Consider the following 24048-nt stretch of genomic DNA (forward strand, 5'->3'; position numbering starts at 1 on the left):
ACGACGGATCGCTCAATGAAAAAGGCGCTGCGAGCCTATACCCGCAGCGCCTTTCCTTTTTCTCAGCGGATATGAGTTCAGCCGCCTGTCATTTCATCCGTTGCTGCCTCGCTTGGCGCTTCTGCGGCGGCGGCAGGGCTTTGTGCTTCGGTGTAGGCCATCCAGAGCTTTGCAATCGGTGCGCGCTTCCCATCAACCTTTGCGAAGGTCTCGCGGGCAGCGGCGAAATCACCGGCACCAGCCTGCGCAATGCCAAGCCGTGTCAGAGCTTCACCCGTTTCAACACCCGGCATGCCGAGCGCTTTGGTGTAGAACTCAATCGCCTTGCCATATTCGCCATAGCTCAGGAACGCGCTTGCAGCCGCGGTCACGGTCCGCAATTGCGCACTGGCACTGCGTGCATCGGATTCGAGAGCAGGCAGATCAGCCCGGTCGCTCGCGATGCGTCCATTGGCGACTTCGAGCGACTCGCTGAGGTAGGAATTGTCACGCGAGACATCGCCAGCCGCAAAGCCAGCTTCGATCACGTCCTTCACCTCTTTGGGCAGACGGCGAGCATCAGCCGCTTCGACGTAATAGTCGTAATCGGGCGCATCCGTCAGCGCACCAACCTTCCGGCTCAAACGGAAGATGTCGAGCAATTCTGGGTTCTCAAACTGATTGAGGTTGCGCGTGAGGTTGACCGCGTCCTTCCAGTTTTCTGGGCTCGGATAATCTTCGATCCAGCCGAGCACAAAGTCGTAAACCTGCGGCTTGATCTCGTTGTTGTAAGCGATCTGAATGCCGCGGCGATACCAACGGTCAGGAACTTCGGCGCCTGAGCTTTTGCGTGCCTTGATCGCGTCATCAAGGAAAGCAAGACCTTCGGTATGCTGATCGGCCGAGAAGAAGTTTTCAGCCTGCAGGATCTGAAGATCAGCGGCGGTCACGCTTTCAGATGTGTAGTTCAGATCAATCGCGCGCTGCAGGTAAGTGCGCGCTTTTGTGAAATCATTCTGCGCGTTGGCGAGCTGATAAGCGATGAAGTTGAAACGTCCCAGACGCTCAGCTTCAACTTTTCCGCTTTCGAGCATCAATTCCATGCCCTGCAATTGCATTGCCTGATCTTGCGCACCAACAGCAGCGTTGAACATCATGCCGCCAAGCGCATTCTTGTCATCAGGAGTTGCAGCGAGCGGAACGAGAGCCATGATCTGCGGCTTGAGAGCAACAGGATCAGCGCCTTCAGCCTTGAGAGCTTCGTCAACGGGGCCGTAAGCTTCAACGAATTCCTTCGTATACTCAGGCTTGCTGTCTTTCTTCTTTTTGTCCTTCTTGCGCTGCGCATGCGCCTCTGCGGGCATCAGCGCGGTCGCAACAATTGCCGAGCCTGAAGCAAGGGCAATTGCCAGTGCCAGACCTGAAAACGGCTTGCGCACAGTCGAGATGGTCATTCGGGGTGTCCTCCTTAAATGGTTAGTTATGCCCGCTCGTTTCGCGGCGGGGCTTTCAATGTGCTGCTATCGTCTTTGGACGCGCATTTCGATATTTGCAATTCTTCCTAGGTAAACCGGGCTGAACGGCCTTTGAATGGTGGGCGATGAAGCTTGTTACACCTTGTAAAACTTGGCGCAGGGCAAATGTGGAAAACGCCGCCCAAAAACACCCCGCTTTGGTGGTAAAATCGGCCTCGAAGGACTAAGAAAGAAGCTCACGAAATTTGTCCTTTGACTAGAGTAGATTCCTTTTGAGCGACAGCGACACAATCGATCCACCCATCCCCGCAATGCCGGGAGATTTTGAACGCGTCGACATCGTCGATGAAATGAAAACGAGCTACCTCGATTACGCGATGAGCGTGATCGTGAGCCGCGCTCTTCCCGATGTGCGCGATGGGTTAAAGCCGGTGCACCGGCGCATTCTTTACGCCAGCCAGGAAGGCGGCTTTGTCGCCGGGCGTCCTTATCGCAAAAGTGCGAAGATCGTCGGCGATGTGATGGGCAACTATCACCCGCACGGCGACAGCGCGATTTACGATGCTCTGGCGCGGATGACGCAGGATTGGTCTTTGCGAGTGCCTCTGGTCGATGGCCAGGGGAACTTCGGCTCGATGGACCCCGATCCGCCGGCCTCCATGCGTTATACCGAAGCGCGTCTGGCGCGGGTTGCGAACAGCCTGCTTGATGATCTCGATAAGGATACGGTTGATTTTGCGGATAACTATGACGGCTCACTGCAAGAGCCGACAGTTCTCCCGGCACGCTTCCCCAATCTGCTGGTCAACGGCGCTGGCGGTATTGCTGTCGGCATGGCGACCAACGTGCCGCCGCATAACCTTGGCGAAGTGATCGATGGGTGCTTTGCATTCATGGATAACCCGGCGATCTCTTCTGAGGAATTGATCGAATATATTCCGGGGCCTGATTTTCCTACTGCTCCTCTGATCCTTGGTGCGAGCGGTGCGAAGGCGGCCTACACAACAGGCCGCGGATCAATCCTGATGCGATGCCGACATGAGATCGAGGAAAAGCGCGGCGATCGTCAGTCGATCGTTCTCACCTCCATTCCTTTCCAGGTCGGCAAATCAGGTCTGGTCGAGAAGATTGCCGAAGCCGCGAAAGACAAGCGGATTGAGGGCATTTCCGATATTCGCGATGAGAGCTCTCGCGAGGGCGTTCGCGTCGTCGTCGATCTGAAGCGTGATGCCTCTCCCGAAGTCGTGCTCAACCAGATGTGGCGCTACACGCCCGCACAATCGAGCTTCCCGGCCAACATGCTGGCCATTCGCGGCGGGCGACCTGAAACGCTCACCCTTCGCGACATCATTCAAAGCTTCATCCAGTTCCGTGAAGAAGTCATCACTCGCCGAACGAAGTTTGAACTGAACAAAGCGCGTGAGCGGGCCCACTTGTTGCTCGGCCTCGTCGTGGCGGTCTCGAACCTCGATGAAGTCGTGGCTATGATCCGGGGAGCCGCCAACCCCGCAGAAGCGCGCGCAACCTTGCTCGCCAAAGAATGGCCGATTGGCGATATCGCGCAATACATCCGGCTGGTTGAAGCGATTGAGCCTTCCGCCGATGAAGCGGGCGGCACTTACAAGCTTTCAGAGCGCCAGGTGAAAGCCATCCTCGAACTGCGTCTGCACCGCCTGACCGCGCTCGGCCGCGACGAAATTGGCGATGAATTGAAAGAGCTTGCAGCCAAGATTGAGGAATTGCTCTCGATCCTTGCTGACCGGGTGAAGCTCTATGCCGTGATGCGCGAAGAGCTTGAAGAGATCAAAGCCACTTACGCAACGCCCCGCGTTTCTGAAATCGCGCCTGCCTGGGATGGTCTTGAAGATGAGGACCTGATTGAGCGCGACGAGATGGTCGTGACGGTTACGCTCGATGGCTACATCAAGCGCACCCCGCTTTCGACCTTCCGCGCGCAGCATCGCGGCGGAAAAGGCCGCGCGGGCATGTCCACCAAAGATGAAGACGCAATCTCCGAAATGTTCGTCACATCGACGCACACGCCGGTGCTGTTCTTCTCTACGGCTGGCAAGGTTTACCGTCTCAAGGTCTGGAAACTGCCAGAAGGTGGCCCGGCAACACGTGGGCGGCCGATTGTGAATATGCTGCCATCGCTTGATGATGGCGAAACAATCCGCACCGTGCTGCCTCTGCCTGAGGACGAAGCCGAATGGGGCGATCTCTCCGTCGTGTTTGCAACGGCGCAGGGCAATGTCAGGCGCAACTCGATGGACGCGTTCACCAATATCCCGTCCAACGGCAAATTCGCCATGAAGTTCGACGAGGACAGCAAGGACAAGCTCATCGGCGTCGCGCTGCTTGGCGAAGGCGACGATGTGTTGCTCGCTACCAAGATGGGCAAAGCCATCCGCTTTAACGGCGAAGACGTCCGCGAATTCACCTCGCGCACCTCAACCGGTGTAAGGGGTATGAAATTCAAGGAGAAAGGCGACGAAGTTGTCTCGCTTTCTATCCTTGCAGGCGGCTCTGCCACACCCGATGAACGCGATGCTTACTTGCGGGTTGCGCCATGGAAAGCGGACGATGATGCGCCTGCCCTTTCCGAAGACCACGCTCGCATGGCCGAAGAGGAGCAATTCATTCTCACCGTATGCGCCAATGGCTATGGCAAGGTTTCCAGCGCCTACGAATACCGCCGCGCTGGACGTGGCGGTATGGGGATCACCAATATCGACAACATCGCCCGCAACGGCCCGGTTGTCGCTAGCTTCCCTGTGGAATCGGGTGAGCAATTGATGCTCGTCACCGATCAGGCAAAGCTTATCCGCATCGGGCTTGAGAGCCTGCGCGTGATGGGCCGAGCGACCGCTGGTGTGCGCTTGTTCACAGTCGGCAAGGACGAGCAGATCGTGAGCGCGGTGAAGATCGAAGAGCCTGAGGATGAGGAAGCTGCTGAACCAAAAGGTGAAGGCGCGCAAGGCGAAGGAACTGCCGAGGCTGCTGATGGCGCCGCTGCTCCCGACGACACACCGGACGAACCTACACCGGAATAACCAGTGATTGCAGGCGCAGGCCTGCCGCCCTAGATAGCTCGCCCTATGGCACATGATGTTCACATAATCGGTGGCGGGCTCGCCGGGTCCGAGGCTGCATGGCAATTGGCGCAGCGCGGCGTTCGCGTGCGCCTGTCCGAAATGCGCGGGAGTGGAGAAATGACACCCGCACACCAGACCTATGGCTTGGCAGAGCTCGTGTGCTCCAACTCATTCCGCTCGGACAATGATGAGAGCAATGCGGTGGGCCTCCTCCACCACGAAATGCGCGCGCTCGACAGCATTGTGATGCGCGCTGGCGAAATCGCCCGCGTACCCGCTGGTAGCGCAATGGCAGTAGACCGGGACGTGTTCTCCGCCGAGGTGCAAAAGGCGCTTGAAAGCCATCCCAACATCGAAATCGTGCGCGAGCGCGTCGATGCCCTGCCGACCGAAGGGCTTACCATTGTCGCGACCGGCCCACTCACCGCGGCCAGCCTTGCCCAGAGCATTGTCAGCGCGACGGGCGAGGAGCGCTTGGCTTTCTTCGATGCCATCGCCCCCATCGTTCACCGCGACAGCATTGACATGTCCAAATGCTGGATCCAGTCACGCTGGAACAAGACAACCGAAGCTTCAAACGAAGACGGCGATTACATCAATTGCCCGATGACAAAGGAGCAATATCTCGCTTTTCATCAAGGCCTTATCGATGGCGAGAAGACCGAATTCAAGGAGTGGGAGAAAGACACGCCCTATTTCGATGGTTGCATGCCCATTGAAGTCATGGCGTCACGCGGAGTGGAAACGCTGCGCTATGGTCCGATGAAGGGCGTTGGCCTCGACAATCCGTACGACACAACCGAAGAGCATCCTCAGGGGCGCTGGCCCTATGCCGTGGTGCAGCTGCGCCAGGATAATAAGCATGGCACGCTGTGGAACATGGTCGGCTTCCAGACGAAGCTCAAATATGGCGCTCAGATCGAGCTGTTCCGCACAATTCCGGGCTTAGAAAATGCCGAGTTTGCCCGGCTTGGCGGACTCCATCGCAACACATTCCTAAACTCGCCCCAAGTCCTTGATCGCCAACTGCGATTGCAGGCCGCGCCGCATATCCGCTTTGCGGGTCAGGTGACCGGATGCGAGGGCTATGTCGAAAGCGCAGCCATTGGGCTTGTTGCGGGCATGATGGCAGCGGAAGAACTTGCGGGCCGCGAATGGCGCTCCCTTCCCCCCACGACTGCCATGGGTGCATTGCTCAGCCATATCACAGGCGATGCCGAGGCAGAGACATTCCAACCCATGAATGTCAATTTCGGTCTTTTCCCACCTCTGCATGAAGTGAAGAAAAAGCAGCGCAAACAAGCCTATACAGACAGGGCAAAAGCAGATTTGGCCGAATGGATCGCGCAATCACGCGAGGCAGTGCCAGCCTAGCATTTGCAGGAAGGCTTTTTCGGCTTTCGCTTGGGCGCGGTGGTTGCGAACTCGGCGGGTGTCAGCTTGCCGTTTCCATTGGTATCAGCTTCCGCAAATCGGTCTGAGGTGGTGACCACCCATTCCTCAAATGTCAGCAGATTATTGCCATCGACATCCAGCTTTCGAAACGCATCGGAGCGTGTCGAGAGCATCTCGTTTCGGGTGATTTCGCGATCGCGGTTGCGATCATAGCGGAAGAAGCGGCGCTCTTCGCGGGTCAATTCGCTCGCTTCCGGTGGAGCAGGCCCAATCATATCTCCTGGATCGCCTTCTGGCAGTTCTTCGGGCAGAGGTGCCGCTTCCTCAGGTTCCGGCGGAGGCGGCGCATTCTGTTCGACCTGCGCGCGGCCCTGCCACCAGAAAGTACCCACTCCGGCAAGGACCAGGCCTGCAAATAATCCCAAGACAGCCTGACGAATGGCGCATTCCCCTCAAATACCAACAGGGAAACTAGCGCTCCGGCTGGATCGCGACGAATTACAGTCTTGTTATTGCGGCCCGCATCGCAACGAGAGAAGCGCCGCGCCCCTCCATCAATGGCCGACCTCCCCGCTTCAGCGCCCTACGACCAAGAGCGCCCAAGACCGCAAGCCCGCGCGCATCAGCCGTGAGCCGCGCGCCTTTCCGCCCGCTTTCATTCGAAAGCCCGACCAACAGCGTGCGCTCTTCCTCTTCGGAGACCTTGGAAGCAAGGTCAGCCAGCGCCCAGTGCCAGGCCGCGTCAGAAAATGCATTGAAATGAGCGTTTTCGGGTTCGACCTTAAAAACTGCGAGAAGCGCATCGCGCCGTCCCTCAACGAAGGAAAGAGCGTCAGATGCGCCCAAGGGAGGTTCGGCCAGCAAGTGTTCCCACGCATCCAACAGCGGCAGCAATAGCGAAGCCCTCTCCCCCCAAAAACGACGCACACCGTCTAGAACCTGATCGCCTTGCGGCCATTGCTCCATTTCCTTTCCCAGCATTTCGCGCCACCAGGCAAGGCGCATCTGGCCCAACATTGGTTCAGTAGTCGCGCTCACTAGCCGGGAAAGTCGCTGATCGAGTTCGAAAAACATCCTTAACGCGTCGCGCAATTCCGCCTTGGTGTGCGCCAAGGCGAGCAACGCTTCGTCAGGCAGAGTTTCTGAAATCTGATCGGTCATGCGGCCTTGCGCGGTGCTCAGCCTGGCAAGGGTTTGTCAAGCTTTGTGCATTACTCGCGAGCTTGAGAGGCGGCGTCTTCGGCTTTGCGGAGGATTTACGCTTTCTTAACCATTGCCGTTCGCAATCCAGTTACCCGGTAGCGTTATGCCAAACGGATATAAGTATTTTTCCGTCCCGGCTCGGGTTTGGGCCAATGCAGAAGGAATCGTTCCCTATGGGCACGCAACCAACACAGCGCAGCACGTTTTTGCGGTCATTGCTCAATGACACGTCAGCGAACACAATTGTTATATCAGCGGCCTCACTGATCCCGCTTATCGGCATGGTTGGCGGCGCGGTTGATTCCTCGCGCTACTACATGACGGCTTCGCGGATGCAGGCCGCCTGCGATGCGGGCGCCCTTGCGACGCGGCGCGCGATGGAGAACGACACCTTCACTGACGAGCACAAGGCAGTTGGTGAGAATTTCTTCGACCAGAACTATCCTGATGGAACGTTTGGTGTGACGGGCCTGACGCGCACCTACACCGCGGACAACGATGGCAAGGTGACGGGCACTGCTTCGGCTGATCTTCCGACCAGCCTCATGGGTGTTTTCGGTTACAACGATTTCGACGTTTCTGTGAGCTGCACGGCTGAAATCAACATTTCGAACACGGACATCATGTTCGTGCTCGACGTGACCGGTTCGATGAACTGCAATCCTGACAACCCCAATGGCGGTTCGTGCAACAACACCGAGCAGAGCAACGCGAAGATCAAAGCACTGCGCACCTCGGTTTTGGGCTTTTACGACACAGTCGACGGCGCAACGTCAGACAGCGCTCAGGTGCGATATGGCGTGGTTCCCTATGCATCAAACGTGAATGTCGGCGGGTCAATTCCGCGTCAGTTCATGGCTGATACGCACACCTTCCAGTCACGCGTCGCCGAATTCACCGTCGAAGAGGTGGAAGATGAAGATAGCGGTGATTGGGAATTCCATGCCGCTGAATTCATCCGTGTGGAACAAGAAAGCAAAGGCGACTTTGAACGCAAGGATGTTATCGAAACAATCAAGAACATCGGCAACAACAACTGCAAGAAGCGCAAGCCGGCGAAGAAGCTAGAGTACATCGATGAACTAGGGCCCTTTGGTTACGTAAACCAGTGGATCGATGGCAACACGCGCACGACGCGCTATGACGACGACAACGAAAACATTCTGATTTACGAAGGCTACTACAAATTCAAAAAGAATGGCGGTGGCAAAAAGCGCCGGTGTGAGATCGGATACAACGTTTACGAAGGCAAAGGCGCCGCGCTTTGGGATCTGATCGAAAAGCGTAATGGCGATCCGACTTTCACAACAGTCGTTGAATTTGATCGCTATGTTTATCGTCCGGTCGACCTGGCCGCTCCGCCAGATAACAATCGTGATGGTGATGCGAACCTGACTGAAAAACCAAGCTGGTCGCAGGTCAATCTTGCTACTCTTTACGATGACAACCAGATCGACATGCCTGTCGGCGACAAAGGTGCGATGAGGACGCTCACCTGGGATGGCTGTGTCGAGGAATCGCAAACGGTGAGCAATGAGACATTCTCTCCGGTTCCTGCTGGAGCGTATGACCTCGATATCAATCTCATTCCGACGACAGATGCTCTGAAGTGGAAGCCAGTTCTCAATAACGCCGTATGGAAGCGGGAGAATGGCAGCAACAACACCACGAATTGGCTGTATCAGACCGGCGAGGAAAACCGCCCGGGTTACAGCTGTCCAGCTGCCGCATTCCGCCTGACTGATATCAGTCGCGGCGATCTGGAAAGCTACGTCAACAGCCTTCGCGGTCGCAGCAACACATACCATGATATCGGCATGATCTGGGGCGCTCGCTTCATCTCGCCGCAGGGTATCTTTGCACCCGACAACGAAACCGCGCCCAATGGCGATGCCATTGCCCGCCACATCGTCTTCATGACCGATGGTGTGCTTGCGCCAAACGTCGAAGTGTACGGCACCTACGGTATCGAATGGTGGGATCGCCGTGTGACCGGCAACGGCAATAGCGGCCGGGCCTCATCTCGCCACGCAGCCCGCTTCCAGGCGGCTTGTACGGCGGCGAAGAATGAAAACATCTCGGTTTGGGTTGTCGCTTTCGGCACGACGCTGACGCAAAACCTGATCGACTGTGCTTCACCGGGGCGTGCCTATTCGGCCTCGAATGCGACGGCACTGAACAACGCATTCCAGGAAATCGCACAGAAGATCGCAGCGCTGAGGCTCACTTCATGATTGTGGTGGGCAGCAGCATGGCAAAAGCATTGTTCAAGATGCTGCGCGATGAGCGTGGGGCAACTCTGACCGAATTCGGTCTTGTTGCTCCCATCCTCTGCGTCCTCATCATGGGCATCTTTGACATGGCGCACACGCAATACACCTCTTCATTGGTGAACGGCGCGATGCAAAAGGCCGGTCGCGATCTGACTTTGGAATCGGCGGGCAGCCGCGAATCCACCATTGATGCGAGCGTGATCAGCCAGGTGCAATCGGTTGTCCCGGCAAGCGCGACGGTGCAGCTCGGCAAGCTTTCGCACTTCGACTTTGAAGACATCGGTGAACCAGAAGAATACACCGACAGCAACAACGATGGCGAATGCAACAACGGAGAGCCCTTCATTGATGCAAACGACAACGGCCAGTGGGATCCAAACCGCGGTGAAGAAGGTATCGGCGGCGCACGCGACGCTGTGCTTTACACGGCCACGGTCACCTACCCTCGCCTCTTCCCGATGGCAGGCCTGATCGGGCTGCCTGAAGACGTGACGCTCACCGCTTCGACGGTGCTGCGGAACCAGCCTTACGACGAACAAAAGCAACGCGACTTTGTAGAGAATTGTCCATGACAGCAATGCTGAAAAAACTGCGTCATCGCCTGCCTGCAGGTGCGGGCTGTGCAAATGAGTTGCGCAAGGATCAATCCGGCCTTGCGATGGTCGAATTTGCAATCTCGCTGCCTATTGTTCTTGGCATTGGCATGCTGGGAACGGAGACAGCAAACTATGTCGTCACGCACATGAAGATCAGTCAGGTCGCGATGCAGGTCGCTGACAGTGCATCGCGTGTTGGTGAGCAGAATGTGCTCCAGGCTCGGCAGGTGTTTGAAGACGACATCAATGACGTGTTCATCGGCGCTGAAAAACTGGGCGGCCGATTTGATCTGATGGGCAGGGGACGCATCATCCTCTCCAGCCTTCAGGAATACGATCCCGATCCCGACAATGCCGATGAGGACGAAAGCAACCAGTTTATCGCGTGGCAGCGCTGCCGCGGTGCGAAAAACTTCACCTCATCCTACGGCGTTGAAGGCGACGGTTCGACCGACGATACTTTCCCCGGCATGGGCGAGACCGGATCGGAATTGACCGCTGCGCGCGGCACTGCCGTCATGTTCGTCGAGATTTCGTACACCTACGAGTCTTTGACACCATTCGATTTTCTTGACGGTCGCGAGATCAATTACACCGCCGCATTCAACGTGCGTGACAACCGCGATCTTACCGGGCTTTACAACTCCAACCCGCCTGAGCCTGTTGCTGATTGCTCGACGTTCTCGGCAACCTGATCTAGGCATTTCGGCACAAAAAAAGGGCGCGGACAGAAACCTGTTCGCGCCCTTTTGCTATGGCTTTCTCTGCGCTTAGGCGTAGCACACTTTCTTCGCTGCGCTCACAATGCGCTCGGCATCGATCAGAGCGAGCTTCTCCAGATTGGCTGCATAAGGCAGCGGCACATCTTCGTTGCACACACGCAGGACCGGCGCGTCGAGATCGTCGAAACCTTCCTCCATACACAGAGCAATGATCTCGCTGGCGATCGAGCACGTTGGCCACCCTTCTTCGGCCACGACCAATCGGTTTGTCTTGGCAAGACTGGTGAGCACCGCCTGTTTGTCGAGCGGACGCAGGGTACGCAGATCGATGACTTCAGCATCAATGCCCTCACCCGCAAGCGTCTCCGCTGCTTCCAATGCCATGCCCACGCCAATCGAGTAGCTCACGATGGTAACATCGCTGCCTTCACGCATGGTGCGAGCCTTGCCGATTGGAAGCACGTAATCGTCAATGTCAGGCACATCGAAGCTGCGGCCATAGACAAGCTCATTCTCAAGGAAGACCACGGGATCTTCAGATCGGATTGCGGCTTTCAATAGACCTTTGGCATCGGCGCTGTCGTATGGGGCAATCACGACCAGACCCGGCACGCTTGCATACCACGGGCCATAATTCTGCGAATGCTGCGCCGCCACACGGCTCGCCGCGCCGTTGGGTCCGCGGAACACCACAGGGCAGCGCATCTGACCGCCCGACATGTAGTTCGTCTTTGCAGCCGAATTGATGATGTGATCGATGGCTTGCATGGCAAAGTTGAACGTCATGAATTCGACGATCGGCCGCAAACCGCCCATGGCGGCACCCGTACCAATCCCGGCAAAGCCATATTCGGTGATCGGCGTATCGATCACGCGTTTGGGACCGAACTCGTCGAGTAGGCCCTGCGTCACTTTGTAAGCGCCTTGATACTCGGCAACTTCCTCACCCATGACGAACACTCGGCGATCGGCGCGCATCTCTTCGGCCATGGCGTCGCGCAGGGCTTCGCGCACCGGGGTGGACGTGAACGATGTACCGTCGGGAATGGTCCGGTCTGCCGCAGGTTGAGCCGCTGGTTTTTCCGCTGATGGTGCAGGCGATGGGCTTGGAGATGGCACAGGCGCAGGTTCTGACGCCGAAGGCGACGGAGACGGCGAAGGCGATGCTTCCTCCTGCCCTTCCCCTTCGAGCATTGCGATGACAGTGCCGACAGCCACATTCTCCGTGCCCTCTTCAACCATGATCTTGCCCAGAATGCCTTCGTCGATGGCTTCAAATTCCATCGTGGCCTTGTCGGTCTCAATCTCGGCGATGATATCGCCAGGCTCGATAGAATCGCCTTCAGACTTCAGCCATTTGGCAAGTGTGCCCTCTTCCATTGTCGGAGAAAGCGCCGGCATTTTCAGTTCGATACCCATGGATCAGTACTCCTCCACGAGAACATCGGTGTAGAGTTCGGACGGCTCCGGTTCAGGCGAGCTTTCGGCAAAGTCTGCCGCTTCAGCCACACGTGCACGGATCGCCTTGTCGATGGCTTTCAAGTCCGCTTCGTCCTTACCTGCGTCCATCAGCTCTTTTTTGAGCCGCTCGATCGGATCGTGATGATCGCGCTGTTCCTGCACTTCATCGCGAGTACGGTATTTTGCAGGATCCGACATGGAGTGCCCGCGATAGCGATACGTGTTGAGCTCCATGAGGACAGGGCCCTTGCCCTCGCGCACATGCTTGAAAGCGACTTCAGCGGCGGCCCGCACTTCGAGTACGTCCATGCCGTTTACTTCCATACCCGGAATGCGGAAGGAGGTACCGCGGCGGTAGAAGCGTGTTTCAGCCGATGAACGTTTCGTCGATGTGCCCATGGCGTATTGGTTGTCTTCGACCACGAATACGATCGGCAGGTTCCACAGCGCAGCCATGTTGAATGTCTCGTAAACCTGGCCTTGGTTCGCGGCGCCATCGCCGAAGTATGCTAGACACAGCCCGCCATCTTCGTTGTATTGATGCGCAAGCGCGAGCCCGCCCCCCAGCGCGACCTGTGCGCCGACAATGCCGTGGCCGCCGTAGAATTTGTCCTCTGTCGAGAACATATGCATCGAGCCGCCTTTGCCTTTCGAAATTCCAGCTTCGCGGCCTGTCAGCTCAGCCATGATGACATTGGGATCAATGCCATAGGCAAGCATATGCCCGTGATCGCGGTATCCCGTGATAACGCTGTCCTTATCGCCATCCAAAGCCGATTGAAGCCCAATCGCGACCGCTTCTTGCCCGATGTAAAGGTGGCAAAAGCCGCCAATCAGGCCGAGGCCGTAAAGCTGACCAGCCTTTTCCTCAAACCGGCGGATCAGCAGCATCTGCTCATAGAATGTGAGCATCTGCTCTTCGCTTGCGGCAAATCGTTTGTTCTCTTCAAACTCGTTCTGCAGCGAATGCAGCACGAAACCCGGATCATCAGATGGAGCGATTGCAGGCGCAGCTTGATCGGGCGATGTCGATTTGGAAGGCTTTTTGGCCAAGGAAGATCCCTTTCGTTTGGCGCGCATTTGGGGAGGAGATCGCGCCTCAATCTCGAGGGCGGTCTATAATCGCGATGAGATGAATGACGCAACGGAAATTGGCACAGGCAAGAGCGCCTGTAACCATATGGGTTGGATAGAGGTTTTGTGGGCTGACTGCGCCGTCACTCTGGCAGAGTGATCACCACTTCATCTTCGTGCATGACGCCCAGATCACGCCTGACAAGTTCGCTCGCCAAGTCGGGATCAGCCGCACGGGGATCGAGCAGGTCGACGCGATTTCTAAGAGCATCGCGCTTCTCTTCGAGTGCTGCAATTTGCGCCTCGCGCTGCTGCAGAGTTTGCGAATTCTCATTCCAGGCGAGAAGACCGGTCGGTCCAGCAATCGCAAAGCCGGCAAGCGCCAGCAAAAGCACCAGAGCGGCGCCTTGCTTCAACTGTTCCAGCGGTGGCTGTCGCATGTGCTGAATTCTACCCTTCCCGTCGAAACAACAGAATCACGTTTGCGGTTGGACTGCAAGGGTAAAGAAGCGTTCGTCGCCAAAAAATGCGTAGTCACCCTCATATTGTTGAATCTGCGCGACGAAACCGCGCCCAATGAGCATGCTGCATCGCACAATTTTCGGAACATTTGGGCGCTCCTCTCATTGAGTAACAAAACAAAAGGAATAAAAATTTTTATGATTCAAGTGCTCGAGAACCAAGTTCAATCCATGGCCGAAGGTGCCGTGCAGTCGCTGCCATCGATTGGCATTGCGGCGGTCGTGCTTCTGATCACCTGGGTCATTTCCAAATTTGCCAGCAATCTGACTTCGCGGCTGATTAACCAGACCGATCTTCGCCCATCGCTCAGCACCTTGATGAACACCATGGTTCGGCTTGGCGTCTGGCTGACGGGCGTGATGATTGCTGCGGTTGTTGTATTCCCGGGTATGTCCGCAGGCAGCCTGATCGCGGGACTTGGCGTGGGCACGGTCGCAATCGGATTTGCGTTTCAGGATATCTTCGAGAACTTCTTTGCAGGCGTGCTCATCATGCTGCGGGACAAGATGCGGATCGGGGACACCATCGAAGTCGATGATACGATCGGCAAGGTTGAGCACATCACTCTGCGTGAAACGCATGTCCGTGCATTTTCGGGTGAACTGACGATCATTCCCAATGCATCGATTTTCAAAAACTCGGTCGACATCTGGACCGACGAACCGCTGCGCCGTTTCAATGTGGCCGTGGGAGTGTCCTATGACACGGATATCGATCATGCGGCTCGCGTGATCCAGGCCGCTGTCGAAAGCTGCGAGCTTGTGAACCAGGAAAAGCCTATTCAGGTCCTGGCTGACGGTTTTGGCGCAAGCTCTGTCGATTTCGACGTGCGCTGGTGGGCGGCCTCCTCAGGAGCAGATGCTGTGCTCAATCGCGATGAAGTGATCCGGGCGATCAAGCGCGCTCTCGACAAGGCTGAGATCGAAATCCCCTTCCCCTACATCACGCACACGTTCAAAGAGACCGTGCCGCTTGGGGAGAAAGTTGGCGAAGCAGCCTGATCGAAGGCTCAGCATTCTCGTTTCTCCCCCCCTCGATTGCGGAGACGGGAGAAACGACAATGCAAATTCTTAAAGCGGACCTTTCGCGGTTCAATGATATTCCAGACTACCCATTTGCCGAGAACTGGTGCGATATCGATCTTGCCGATGGGTATTCGGGCCGCATGCATTATGTCGATGAAGGGCCAAAGGACGCGCCCCCGCTGCTTCTCTTCCATGGCGAGCCCAGCTGGAGCTTTCTCTACCGTAAGATGATCCCGATCTTGGTGGACGCAGGCTTTCGTTGCCTTGCGCCCGACCTCATCGGCTTTGGCAAAAGCGACAAGCCTGATGATATCGGCTTTTACAGCTATGATCGGCATATCAGCTGGCTTGGCCAATGGCGTGATGCGATTGTGCCGGATGTGGCCGGATTGTTCTGTCAGGATTGGGGCGGTCTGCTTGGCTTGAGGCTGGTGGGCGAAGCGCCCGATCGGTTTGCCTTCGTTGTCGCGAGCAACACCTTCCTTCCAACCGGTGGCACACCTTCACCAGCATTCATCGCGTGGCGCGAGTTCGCGAAGAGCTCGCCTGAGTTCAAGATCGGCGAATTGCTGCAAAGAGCCACCGCGACAGAGCGGACCGCTGCCGAGGTCGCAGCGTATGATGCCCCCTTCACCGATGAACCGAGCAAAGCCGGCGCGCGCGCTTTCCCGCAGCTTGTGCCGGTTGAAGATGGAATGGACGGCATCGAACAGAACAAGGCCGCATGGGAAGGCCTTTCTGCCTTCGACAAGCCGTTCCTAACCCTGTTCGGCGAAGATGATCCCGTCACAGGAGGCCTATCAAAGCCCCTTATCGAACGGATCGCAGGCGCAAAGGATATGCCGCATGCCATGCTTTCGACTTGCGGCCATTTCTGTCAGGAGGACCAGCCAGAAGCTTTGTCACAAGGCGTGATCGAAACGGCGCACAAAGCTGGTTTTCTCAGTTGAGCGCTGGCCGCGGTACCAGCCACCTGCGGGCCTGCGCTTAAGCGTTCCTGCATAAGGATTTACCGATCTTAACCTTTTGTTAGGCATAGTCGCTTAGAACAAATCTCGAAGGCGCTAAGGTGCAACCGAATGATCTTCTTCAAGGTTTTGGTCATTCCCGGTTTTTCCGATTGTCTTCCTTCGTATCACCAGCTCTCGCGGTCCTGACATTAAATCCGACAGAAGAGCAGTGAAAACAAAGAGGCGCTCCGGCTTTTCCGACCGATCCTACCCCCGGGGATCGCTACGGATATGCCGAGCGCCTTTTTTTGTTGCTGGTGTCCCGACGGCATTGATCCACCGCCTCGCGCTTGGTGTCCCCGACAGGATTCGAACCTGTGGCCTTCGGATTAGGAATCCGACGCTCTATCCACCTGAGCTACGGGGACACAGTCAGCCCCAATAGCAGGACGGATTATTCAATCAATTAAGTTCGTCTGGCGGTGCGACCGGGAATGGCAGGGGAGCAACCGCCACGCCCTCATCGATCAGCGATTTTGCCTCTTCAAGGCTGGCTTTGCCGTGGATAGGCGTTTGCTCGCTTTCGCCATAGTGCATTTCGCGCGACTTTTCGGCGAATTTGTCGCCCACCCAAGTGCTGTTTTTAAGCGCTTTTTCCTGCGCTTTCGCAAGCGCCTTCAGCGCCTTTTCCATTTCCGCCGGGATCGGCTCGTTGGAAACCACCTGAACCGGCTCGGGATGTGCGATGGCTTGCCCAGCGGGCGCCGGGTTTGAGGGTGCTGTGACATCTCGGCTGTTGCCTTTTGCAGGCACGGCAGGCGCCATGGGTGCTTTTATTACGGTATCGCTGCCGCATTCGGGACACGAAACGAGGCCGCGCTCAAGCTGGGCCTCAAAGTCGGAAGAAGACCCAAACCACCCTTCGAAGCGGTGGCTGTGTTCACATTGAAGATCGTAGACAATCATATCACCCACCTATTTGGGGATATCGCGCTTATTGGCAAGGCTCGGCAGCTGCCGGCGGACTTCTTCAATGCGGCCAAGATCGATGTCGCAGAAGGCCAATCCGGGCCCATCCCCGCCCATATCGAGCAGCACTTCACCCCATGGATCAACGACGAGGCTATGACCGTAGGTTTCGCGGCCATCCTCATGGCTGCCAACCTGCGCGGCGGCGATTACGAATGCGCTCGCCTCGATCGCTCTTGCGCGCAGCATGATATGCCAATGCGCTTCGCCTGTGGGCTTGGTAAAAGCTGCGGGGATGGAAATGGCATCGCAGCCTCGGCGCCCAAGAGCCTCGAACAAAGCCGGAAAGCGGATATCGTAGCAAATTGTGAGACCAAGCCGCCCCAGCGGGGTTTCATCAATTGTAACCACCTCTTCGCCAGGTTGATACGCGTTGCTCTCTCGCCACGTCTCGCCGGTAGACAATTCCACATCGAACATATGAATCTTGTCGTAGGTGGCGCGCTCACGCCCCATCGTGTCGAAATAGAACGCCCGGTTCGCCCATTTCCCACTGGCTGCCGTGACTGGCATTGATCCAATAACGAGATCTGTCCCGCTATCTTGGGCCAATCGCATCAGCCATTCACGCATGCGTTCAGGCTTATCGCTTTCGATCCAATTCCGCGCGCGTTTGCGGTTTTTGTCGAGCAGCAGCGACATTTCCGGTGTGAACAGCATTTCTGCGCCGGCTGCGCCCGCTTGGGCGGCGGCGTCCTCAATCATCGCAAAGTTGGCTTCAGGATCAACTCCCGAAGTCATTTGGAGAACAGCAATCTTCGGCAATTGGCCTACCCTGCCAGCAGAGCGTCTAGCTCGCCTGCATGTTCAAGCGCTGCAAGATCATCCGATCCGCCAACATGGCGATCGCCGATGAAGATTTGGGGGACAGTGCGTGCATCAGGCGCGCGGGCCAGCATCTCATCACGCTTTTCGCCACCGGCCGTAATATCGTACTCGTTGAAAGAGGCCCCTTTGGCGCTCAACAACTGTTTTGCCCGCACGCAAAACGGGCAGGCAAACTTGGTGTAGATATCGATATTCGGTGCAGCCATCGCGTGAGATCCCCATCTTTCAAACCGAGCTTTTCAAACTCAGTTTTACAATCCTTGAAAGTCATTTTGCGTTCCCTAACTAGATCGTGTCGGAACACTTCGCCAGTTACGGGATGTGAAATCCGGCAAATGGCAGGCGCTGCATGAGGCAGGCTTGCTGATTGAAAACTCAAATTGCTCAAACAAGAGGATTTGCACACTATGTCACGTCTAGATTTTACCCCCTATCGCCGCAGCACTGTTGGATTTGATCGCCTGTTCGATCTCCTCGAAAGCCAGGCTCGCACCAATTCCGGCGATAACTATCCTCCTTTCAACATCGCTCGCCAAGGCGAAGACAATTACCGCATAACTTTGGCCGTCGCCGGTTTCCGCCCGCAGGATATCGATATCACTGCGCAGCAAAACCTGCTGACCGTCCAGGGCAAGAAGCGCGAAGAAGCCGAAGATGGATCTGAATTGCTCCATGTCGGTATCGCGAATCGCGGTTTTGAGCGTCGGTTTGAGCTTGCGGATTACGTCCGCGTGGAAAACGCCGACCTTGCCGATGGCCTTCTGGTGATCGATCTCGTGCGTGAGGTGCCCGAGGCGATGAAGCCGAAGAAAATCTCTGTGAATGGCGCAGCTACGCTGACTGCCGTTCCGACTGAAGAGAAAGACGCAGACGCCGCATAAGCGGTCGTAACAGTTCGGGATCGAACCAAAGCGTCTCAAAATAAACGAAAAATCGCGTTCGGATTGAATAATCTGATTAGGGGCGGATCGTTGAAATCCGCCCCCGCGACCTTAAGCCGCCTCTTTGCGTCAGTGACCATCCGGGTCGCAGAAGATGGTCAAAGACGGTTGGAGCTTGTGTTGGCAAAGCCAAGGCCGAAAACTCAGCTACGGCATGCCTGAAACCGGTGTCCTTTTGGTAAGCCTGCGCCCCTAACAAGGGGTAATCAAGTGGCTCTGGGCTTTTCGCTTAAGAAACTTTGCGCGCGATTAGTACTGGTATCTTGTAAAGAAGCGACACCAGATTGCATTTATGGCAACCCGTTCAGGCGAACCCCACCTTACATCAAGCGAGACTGTTCAAGCGCTGCTGTGATGAAGCCTGCAAATAGCGGGTGCGGATCAAAAGGTTTCGATTTGAGCTCAGGGTGGAATTGCACGCCAACAAACCAGGGATGATCAGGCCGCTCAACGATTTCGGGCAGCAAGCCGTCAGGCGACATCCCCGAAAATACGAGCCCCTGTTTTTCGAGGGGATCAATATAGGCGCTGTTCACCTCGTAACGGTGGCGGTGGCGTTCTGAAATCACTTCGGCACCGCCATAGATTTGCGAAGTGTGGCTGTTTCCTGCCAGTTTCGCTTCATACGCGCCAAGGCGCATTGTGCCGCCCAAATCGCCGCCTTCCTGGCGCTGCTGCAGGCCTTCCTCGCTCATCCATTCAGAGATAATGCCGACCACCGGCTCTTTGGTTTCGCCAAATTCGGTGGAAGAGGCAGCTTTAAAGCCCGCTGCGCGCGCACTCTCGATGCAGGCCATCTGCATGCCCAGACAAATGCCAAAGAAGGGAACCTTGCGCTTGCGGGCAAATCGGACGCTCGCGATCTTTCCTTCAGATCCGCGCTCACCAAAACCACCGGGCACCAGAATGCCGTGCATCGGTTCAAGCGCCGCGATGATCTCGCTTTCGTCTTCCCCTTCGAAGACTTCGGCATCAATCCATTTGATTTTGACCTTAACCCGGTTGGCAAGGCCGCCATGGACGAGCGCTTCGTTGAGGCTTTTATACGCGTCCTGAAGCCCGACATATTTGCCGACGACGCCGATAGTGACTTCGCCTTCGGGATTGAAATAGCGGTCCGTCACATCGAGCCATGCGGACAGATCGGGCTCAGGCGCATCGGTGATGCCAAACCCGCGCAAAACTTCCGCATCAAGGCCTTCTTTGTGGTATTGCAGAGGCACAGAATAGATTGACGGCGCATCAAGCGCCGGGATCACCGATTCCTTGCGCACATTGCAGAAATTGGCGATTTTCTGCCGCTCGCCATCGGGAATGGGATGCTCCGCACGGCACAGCAGCACATCAGGTTTGATTCCGAGGCTGGCAAGTTCCCGAACAGAGTGCTGGGTTGGTTTGGTTTTGAGCTCTCCAGCAGCAGCGATGTACGGCACCAGCGTCACGTGGACGCTCAGCGTTTGGAGCGGCTCCAGCTCGTTTCGCAGCTGCCGGATCGCTTCCATGAATGGGAGGGATTCGATGTCGCCCACCGTCCCACCAATCTCGCACAGAATGAAATCGTGATCGTCCTGATCATCGAGCGCAAACGCTTTGATCGCGTCGGTAACATGCGGGATGACTTGCACCGTTGCGCCAAGGTAATCGCCGCGGCGCTCTTTTGCGATGATATCGCGGTAGACCCGGCCGCTCGTGATGTTGTCGCTTTGCCGAGCGGAAACGCCTGTAAAGCGCTCGTAATGGCCAAGGTCGAGATCCGTCTCTGCGCCGTCATCAGTGACATAGACTTCGCCGTGTTGATACGGGCTCATCGTACCCGGATCGACATTCAGATAAGGGTCGAATTTCCGGATGCGCACCTTGTACCCGCGCGCCTGCAAAAGCGCCGCGAGAGAAGCTGCCATCAAGCCTTTGCCGAGCGAGGAGACCACGCCGCCGGTTATGAAAATGTACCGCGCCATGGGAGCCAAGCCTTAAGCGTCCAAAAGGAGTCGAGGCAAGCGAATTAAGCAGGGGCATTCCCCGCCATCCACAGGCATCATGATTATTGACTGACTATTCGGCGAGAGGATCGGCTTCGGGTGCATCCTCAGCCGGAGCATCATCACCTTCGGCGAGCGGATCAGCGTTCTCATCCGTGGATGCGCCGCCCAGAAGATCATCCGTGGAAGGAGCAGAACTGGCCGCCCCGCGATCAAGAGTGGTCTCAACCGTGCTGCTGCTCGTCTCTTTCACGGCGACAGCGGCAAGGGCAATCGAAAGCGCGACAAAAGCGACTGCGAGCCATTTTGTCGAGCGCGTCAGAAAGTCAGCCGCACCGCGAGCGCCGAGTGCGCCATTGGGATTGCCGCCAATGCCAAGGCCGCCGCCCTCGCTGCGCTGCATCAACACAACGCCAACAAGCGCGGCTGCAACGAGAGCCTGAACGACAGTGAGGAAGATAAAGACGGACATTTACGGAGTGTTCCAATTATGTGTTTCAACAGCGCACATAGTGAGCTCGGCGCTGCCAAGCAAGATTTAGCGATGTTTGAGGTCAGCTATCGACCGTCTCACCTGCCGCAAGGGCGATGCCCATAAAACTGTCAGCGGTAAGGCTTGCCCCGCCGACCAGCGCGCCGCCAACTTCGGCCGTGCCAAGGATATCGCGAGCGTTTTCAGGCTTTACTGAACCGCCGTAGAGAATGCGGATGTCGCTGCCCTTCTCCTCGCCATACAATTCGACGAGCAAAGCGCGGATCGCTGCGTGCATTTCGGCAATGTCGGCAAGGCTTGCCGTTTTCCCGGTGCCAATCGCCCAAATAGGTTCATAAGCAACAGTCAGCCGTTCGGCTGTATCTTCAAGGTCTTCCACCGATTTGGGAAGCGATGCGGTGAGTTGCTTCTTGACGAAATCAACTGCTCCGCCCGCATCGCGGGTGGCTTCGTCTTCGCCGCAGCACATAATCACGCGCAGGCCAGCTTCGATCGCTGCATCCGCCTTTGCCCGGACAAGAGCGTTGCTTTCTTTCTGGCCCTGACGCCGTTCACTGTGGCCCAGGATCACAAACTTGGCCCCGGCATCAGCCAGCATACCTGCCGAAATCTCGCCAGTATGCGCTCCGCCATCGGCTTCGTGGCAGTTCTGAGCGCCCACAGCGATCAATTCAGCCTCGCGGTGGATCGGGTGGATGAGAGTGAAAGGGGGCGCAATCGCCACCTCGACACGCATGTGCCGCTGCGCTGCCCGGTCGATCGCGCGTGCCTCTGCAAGCATTGCGCGGGTGCCGTGCATTTTCCAATTGCCAACGATGTAGGGACGCTGGGTCATTCAAGTAACCTGCCAATCAATGAATGTATTCGAATCTGCCTGTCATCTAGGGATGACTTGCCCTGTCCGCTAGCCGAGCGAATTGATCGCGTCAAAACCTGTTCCCACCTGTTGCCGACAGGTCGCAGGGCGGATAAGGCGCACTACTGATAGCGCCGCCGTTCCTCGGTGGCCAGATGCATCCACGCCCACCGGACGAGACCAGACTGACACCATGATTTCTTTTTTCCGCAATTTCTTTCAGTCCAAAATCGGGCTGCCGATCTTTATCGCCTTTCTGTTGCTCGTCGCGCTGGCCTTTGCCGCGAGTGACATTACTGGCAGCACATTTGGCGGAATCTCAGGGGGAGAGCGCGCTGCACTGGTAGGCGATGATGCGATTTCGACAAGCGAGCTTGCAAGCACGGCCAATTCAGCGCTCAATCAGGTGCGCCAGCAAGATCCTACTTTGACGATGCCGGTTTTCGTCGATCAAGGCGGCTTCGATGAAGTGCTGAAACAGCTGATCGATCGCTATGCCGTGGGTGGATTTGCGGAGAAATACGGCCTTCGCGCCGGGGAAAACCTTGTGAACAGCGAGATTTTGCAGATTCCCGCTTTCCTGAATTTAACCGGTGAATTCGATAACGAGACGTATCAGGCCGCGCTTCAACGCGAAGGTTTGACCGATGCGATCCTGCGGCGTGACCTGTCTGATGGTCTGCTCGCCCAGCAATTACTGGTGCCTGCCCTCGCCTCTCCCATCCTGCCAAAGAAAGCTGCCAAGCAATATGCTGCTCTCGTACGTGAAAGGCGGCGCGGACAGATTGGGCTTATCCCCAGCGAACTGTTCATGCCTGAAGGCGATCCGACGCAAGAACAACTGAGCGCGTTCTACAGCGACAACCGCACGCGCTTTATCCGTCCTGAGCGGCGCGTGCTGCGCTATGCCTCCTTTGGTGCGGATTCCATCGGAGAAACGGCCGCTCCGAGCGACGCCGAAATCGCGGCTCGTTACGAAGCGAACAAGGCGCAATTCGAAGCAAGCGAACGCCGCGCGGTGAGTTCATTCGTCGTTCCGACGCAAGAAGCTGCCAATGCCATCGTTGAACGGATCCGCGGCGGAGTATCGCTCGAAACGGCGGCCCGCGAGGCGGGTTTCAACGTATCCTCTGGCGAGTTGCGCAATCGTGAGGAAATGGCTTCTGCCACGAGCTTTGCTGCGGCTGAGAAGATCTTCGAAGCGCCGCGTGGCGGCATGGCCGAACCTGCGCAGAGCACGCTGGGTTGGTATGTCGCGCGGGTTGATAACGTCGAAACAATCCCTGCCCGTTCGCTTGAACAAGCGCGCGGCGAAATCGCCGAGCAGCTCCGCACGGAGAAGTCCGCCGCAGCGCTCGCCGATATGTCGGCAAACATCGAAGAGGAAGTCGATAGCGGCACGTCTCTGACTGAGGTTGCCGAGGCATACGACTTGGAGCTTCAGACGACACCGCCAATCCTTGCCGACGGGCGCATCTTCGGCCAGCCCGGCCCCGGTGTCAGCCCAGCCTTGCGGCCTCTGCTCGACAGCGCATTCCAGATGGACGAAAGCGAGCCTGCGCTCGATCAGCTGATCCCAGGTGTGCAGTTCATCGTCTACGAAGTGCAGGAAATCACCGAAAGCGCCGCACCGCCAATCGCCGATATCCGCGATGAAGTAGCGCGGGCGTGGAGATTTGCTGAAGGCAGCAAGGAAGCGCGCGCTGCAGCTGACCGTATCCTTGAACAAGTGCGCTCCGACACGCCTTTGGGCGAAGCTATGTCAGCAGAGAGCAATCGCCTGCCGCCAGTCGACAGGATCGATTTGGCACGCGCGGAATTGCTTTCTCAGCAAGGTCAGAACATCCCGCCACCGCTGATCTTGATGTTCAGCATGGCCGAGGGTTCAACCAAACTGTTTGAAGGTGCGCGCGATGCAGGCTGGTTTGTGGTCGATCTCGATGAGATTGTGACCACGCTTCCAGAGGATGACGATCCGCTGCTCGCCCAAACTCAGCAGCAATTCGCGCAGGCCTTGGGTTCGGAATACACCACGCAATTGCAGACGGCGATCCGCGCTGAAATCGGCGTTGAACGCAATGAAACGGCAATCGATGCGGTTAAGAGGCAATTGACGGGCGAGAACTGAAGCGCGCCTTTCTGATCTGAACGA

Annotated in this window: 21 protein-coding genes and 1 tRNA gene; 9 read left to right on the forward strand and 13 right to left on the reverse strand. The window is 56.8% G+C overall.

Going from position 1 to position 24048, the window contains the following annotated elements; translation table 11 throughout:
• Positions 1–77: 77 nt before the first annotated feature.
• Positions 78–1433 (reverse strand): hypothetical protein, encoded by a 1356-nt coding sequence (locus AUC45_RS02400; RefSeq protein ID WP_067597610.1) that lies wholly within the window; start codon positions 1431–1433, stop codon positions 78–80.
• 332 nt (positions 1434–1765) lie between these two features.
• On the opposite strand from AUC45_RS02400, the gene gyrA reads away from it, so the two are divergent.
• Both gyrA and trmFO read left to right on the forward strand, forming a co-directional pair.
• Entirely contained in the window at positions 1766–4507 is a 2742-nt protein-coding gene (gene gyrA / locus AUC45_RS02405; RefSeq protein ID WP_067598944.1) for a DNA gyrase subunit A, read from the forward strand.
• 45 nt (positions 4508–4552) lie between these two features.
• Positions 4553–5923 carry a methylenetetrahydrofolate--tRNA-(uracil(54)-C(5))-methyltransferase (FADH(2)-oxidizing) TrmFO gene (trmFO, locus tag AUC45_RS02410; RefSeq protein ID WP_067597612.1) on the forward strand — a complete coding sequence of 457 codons (1371 nt, stop codon included), beginning with the start codon at positions 4553–4555 and terminating at the stop codon, positions 5921–5923.
• Here trmFO and AUC45_RS02415 read toward each other — a convergent pair.
• Together AUC45_RS02415 and AUC45_RS02420 are read right to left on the reverse strand one after the other, a co-directional pair.
• Positions 5920–6384, reverse strand: a complete 465-nt coding sequence (locus AUC45_RS02415) for an EF-hand domain-containing protein (RefSeq protein ID WP_067597615.1) — start codon at positions 6382–6384, stop codon at positions 5920–5922. The genes trmFO and AUC45_RS02415 overlap by 4 nt on opposite strands.
• 58 nt (positions 6385–6442) lie before the next feature.
• Positions 6443–7105, reverse strand: a complete 663-nt coding sequence (locus AUC45_RS02420) for a hypothetical protein (RefSeq protein WP_067597618.1) — start codon at positions 7103–7105, stop codon at positions 6443–6445.
• Positions 7106–7320: 215 nt separating this feature from the next.
• On the opposite strand from AUC45_RS02420, the gene AUC45_RS02425 reads away from it, so the two are divergent.
• Genes AUC45_RS02425 through AUC45_RS02435 form a run of 3 tightly spaced genes read left to right on the forward strand, consistent with a single transcriptional unit; the run spans position 7321 to position 10711 of the window.
• Positions 7321–9381, forward strand: a complete 2061-nt coding sequence (locus AUC45_RS02425) for a TadE/TadG family type IV pilus assembly protein (RefSeq protein WP_197409488.1) — start codon at positions 7321–7323, stop codon at positions 9379–9381.
• Positions 9382–9398: 17 nt separating this feature from the next.
• Complete coding sequence (locus AUC45_RS02430) at positions 9399–9992, forward strand: TadE/TadG family type IV pilus assembly protein (protein WP_067598947.1); 594 nt, start codon at positions 9399–9401, stop codon at positions 9990–9992.
• Positions 9989–10711, forward strand: coding sequence for a TadE/TadG family type IV pilus assembly protein (locus AUC45_RS02435; RefSeq protein WP_067597624.1), 723 nt, complete (start codon positions 9989–9991; stop codon positions 10709–10711). Before AUC45_RS02430 ends, AUC45_RS02435 begins: the two co-directional genes overlap by 4 nt.
• Before the next feature lie 75 nt (positions 10712–10786).
• Here AUC45_RS02435 and AUC45_RS02440 read toward each other — a convergent pair whose 3' ends face one another.
• From AUC45_RS02440 to AUC45_RS02450, 3 genes are all read right to left on the reverse strand, one after another.
• Positions 10787–12157 carry a pyruvate dehydrogenase complex E1 component subunit beta gene (locus AUC45_RS02440; RefSeq protein ID WP_067597627.1) on the reverse strand — a complete coding sequence of 457 codons (1371 nt, stop codon included), beginning with the start codon at positions 12155–12157 and terminating at the stop codon, positions 10787–10789.
• 3 nt (positions 12158–12160) lie between these two features.
• Positions 12161–13252, reverse strand: coding sequence for a pyruvate dehydrogenase (acetyl-transferring) E1 component subunit alpha (pdhA, locus tag AUC45_RS02445; protein ID WP_067598950.1), 1092 nt, complete (start codon positions 13250–13252; stop codon positions 12161–12163).
• Between the two features lie 164 nt (positions 13253–13416).
• Positions 13417–13713 carry a septum formation initiator family protein gene (locus tag AUC45_RS02450; protein ID WP_067597629.1) on the reverse strand — a complete coding sequence of 99 codons (297 nt, stop codon included), beginning with the start codon at positions 13711–13713 and terminating at the stop codon, positions 13417–13419.
• A 219-nt stretch (positions 13714–13932) separates the two neighbouring features.
• Here AUC45_RS02450 and AUC45_RS02455 point away from each other — a divergent pair, with 219 nt between their 5' ends.
• Together AUC45_RS02455 and AUC45_RS02460 are read left to right on the forward strand one after the other, a co-directional pair.
• On the forward strand, positions 13933–14796 hold the full coding sequence (locus AUC45_RS02455; protein ID WP_067598953.1) for a mechanosensitive ion channel family protein: 864 nt from the start codon (positions 13933–13935) through the stop codon (positions 14794–14796).
• Positions 14797–14855: 59 nt separating this feature from the next.
• The gene (locus tag AUC45_RS02460; protein WP_067597632.1) at positions 14856–15770 is read left to right on the forward strand and encodes a haloalkane dehalogenase; all 915 of its coding nucleotides are present in this window, start codon (positions 14856–14858) and stop codon (positions 15768–15770) included.
• A 351-nt stretch (positions 15771–16121) separates the two neighbouring features.
• Here the strand turns inward: AUC45_RS02460 and AUC45_RS02465 are convergent.
• From AUC45_RS02465 to grxC, 4 genes are all read right to left on the reverse strand, one after another.
• Positions 16122–16198: transfer RNA gene (locus AUC45_RS02465), tRNA-Arg, on the reverse strand.
• A gap of 34 nt (positions 16199–16232) precedes the next feature.
• Entirely contained in the window at positions 16233–16736 is a 504-nt protein-coding gene (locus AUC45_RS02470; RefSeq protein WP_067597637.1) for a DUF1178 family protein, read from the reverse strand.
• Positions 16737–16745: 9 nt separating this feature from the next.
• The gene (locus tag AUC45_RS02475) at positions 16746–17540 is read right to left on the reverse strand and encodes a carbon-nitrogen hydrolase family protein (RefSeq protein ID WP_233998503.1); all 795 of its coding nucleotides are present in this window, start codon (positions 17538–17540) and stop codon (positions 16746–16748) included.
• A gap of 29 nt (positions 17541–17569) precedes the next feature.
• The gene (gene grxC, locus AUC45_RS02480; protein WP_067597643.1) at positions 17570–17833 is read right to left on the reverse strand and encodes a glutaredoxin 3; all 264 of its coding nucleotides are present in this window, start codon (positions 17831–17833) and stop codon (positions 17570–17572) included.
• A 201-nt stretch (positions 17834–18034) separates the two neighbouring features.
• Here grxC and AUC45_RS02485 point away from each other — a divergent pair, with 201 nt between their 5' ends.
• Positions 18035–18508 carry an Hsp20 family protein gene (locus tag AUC45_RS02485; protein ID WP_067597646.1) on the forward strand — a complete coding sequence of 158 codons (474 nt, stop codon included), beginning with the start codon at positions 18035–18037 and terminating at the stop codon, positions 18506–18508.
• 380 nt (positions 18509–18888) lie between these two features.
• Here AUC45_RS02485 and AUC45_RS02490 read toward each other — a convergent pair whose 3' ends face one another.
• The 3 genes from AUC45_RS02490 to tpiA form a co-directional block, all read right to left on the reverse strand.
• Positions 18889–20526, reverse strand: a complete 1638-nt coding sequence (locus AUC45_RS02490; RefSeq protein WP_067597649.1) for a CTP synthase — start codon at positions 20524–20526, stop codon at positions 18889–18891.
• 94 nt (positions 20527–20620) lie between these two features.
• Positions 20621–21019, reverse strand: coding sequence for a preprotein translocase subunit SecG (gene secG / locus AUC45_RS02495; protein ID WP_067597652.1), 399 nt, complete (start codon positions 21017–21019; stop codon positions 20621–20623).
• An 82-nt stretch (positions 21020–21101) separates the two neighbouring features.
• Positions 21102–21875: a triose-phosphate isomerase gene (gene tpiA / locus AUC45_RS02500; protein ID WP_067597655.1), complete on the reverse strand. Its 774-nt coding sequence runs from the start codon at positions 21873–21875 to the stop codon at positions 21102–21104.
• 214 nt (positions 21876–22089) lie between these two features.
• Here tpiA and AUC45_RS02505 point away from each other — a divergent pair, with 214 nt between their 5' ends.
• On the forward strand, positions 22090–24024 hold the full coding sequence (locus AUC45_RS02505; protein WP_067597658.1) for a SurA N-terminal domain-containing protein: 1935 nt from the start codon (positions 22090–22092) through the stop codon (positions 24022–24024).
• Positions 24025–24048 lie beyond the last annotated feature (24 nt).

This window comes from Erythrobacter sp. YT30 (assembly GCF_001542875.1).
Taxonomy (GTDB): Bacteria; Pseudomonadota; Alphaproteobacteria; order Sphingomonadales; family Sphingomonadaceae; genus Erythrobacter.

What these genes read in the sequence shown, in the direction of transcription:
- AUC45_RS02400 (WP_067597610.1), bottom strand. Translation starts at nt 1,433, where the DNA reads ATGACCATCTCGACTGTGCGCAAGCCGTTTTCAGGTCTGGCACTGGCA.
- gyrA (WP_067598944.1), top strand. Translation starts at nt 1,766, where the DNA reads ATGCCGGGAGATTTTGAACGCGTCGACATCGTCGATGAAATGAAAACG.
- trmFO (WP_067597612.1), top strand. Translation starts at nt 4,553, where the DNA reads ATGGCACATGATGTTCACATAATCGGTGGCGGGCTCGCCGGGTCCGAG.
- AUC45_RS02420 (WP_067597618.1), bottom strand. Translation starts at nt 7,105, where the DNA reads ATGACCGATCAGATTTCAGAAACTCTGCCTGACGAAGCGTTGCTCGCC.
- AUC45_RS02425 (WP_197409488.1), top strand. Translation starts at nt 7,321, where the DNA reads ATGGGCACGCAACCAACACAGCGCAGCACGTTTTTGCGGTCATTGCTC.
- AUC45_RS02430 (WP_067598947.1), top strand. Translation starts at nt 9,399, where the DNA reads ATGGCAAAAGCATTGTTCAAGATGCTGCGCGATGAGCGTGGGGCAACT.
- AUC45_RS02435 (WP_067597624.1), top strand. Translation starts at nt 9,989, where the DNA reads ATGACAGCAATGCTGAAAAAACTGCGTCATCGCCTGCCTGCAGGTGCG.
- AUC45_RS02440 (WP_067597627.1), bottom strand. Translation starts at nt 12,157, where the DNA reads ATGGGTATCGAACTGAAAATGCCGGCGCTTTCTCCGACAATGGAAGAG.
- AUC45_RS02450 (WP_067597629.1), bottom strand. Translation starts at nt 13,713, where the DNA reads ATGCGACAGCCACCGCTGGAACAGTTGAAGCAAGGCGCCGCTCTGGTG.
- AUC45_RS02455 (WP_067598953.1), top strand. Translation starts at nt 13,933, where the DNA reads ATGATTCAAGTGCTCGAGAACCAAGTTCAATCCATGGCCGAAGGTGCC.
- AUC45_RS02460 (WP_067597632.1), top strand. Translation starts at nt 14,856, where the DNA reads ATGCAAATTCTTAAAGCGGACCTTTCGCGGTTCAATGATATTCCAGAC.
- AUC45_RS02470 (WP_067597637.1), bottom strand. Translation starts at nt 16,736, where the DNA reads ATGATTGTCTACGATCTTCAATGTGAACACAGCCACCGCTTCGAAGGG.
- AUC45_RS02475 (WP_233998503.1), bottom strand. Translation starts at nt 17,540, where the DNA reads ATGACTTCGGGAGTTGATCCTGAAGCCAACTTTGCGATGATTGAGGAC.
- grxC (WP_067597643.1), bottom strand. Translation starts at nt 17,833, where the DNA reads ATGGCTGCACCGAATATCGATATCTACACCAAGTTTGCCTGCCCGTTT.
- AUC45_RS02485 (WP_067597646.1), top strand. Translation starts at nt 18,035, where the DNA reads ATGTCACGTCTAGATTTTACCCCCTATCGCCGCAGCACTGTTGGATTT.
- AUC45_RS02490 (WP_067597649.1), bottom strand. Translation starts at nt 20,526, where the DNA reads ATGGCGCGGTACATTTTCATAACCGGCGGCGTGGTCTCCTCGCTCGGC.
- secG (WP_067597652.1), bottom strand. Translation starts at nt 21,019, where the DNA reads ATGTCCGTCTTTATCTTCCTCACTGTCGTTCAGGCTCTCGTTGCAGCC.
- tpiA (WP_067597655.1), bottom strand. Translation starts at nt 21,875, where the DNA reads ATGACCCAGCGTCCCTACATCGTTGGCAATTGGAAAATGCACGGCACC.
- AUC45_RS02505 (WP_067597658.1), top strand. Translation starts at nt 22,090, where the DNA reads ATGATTTCTTTTTTCCGCAATTTCTTTCAGTCCAAAATCGGGCTGCCG.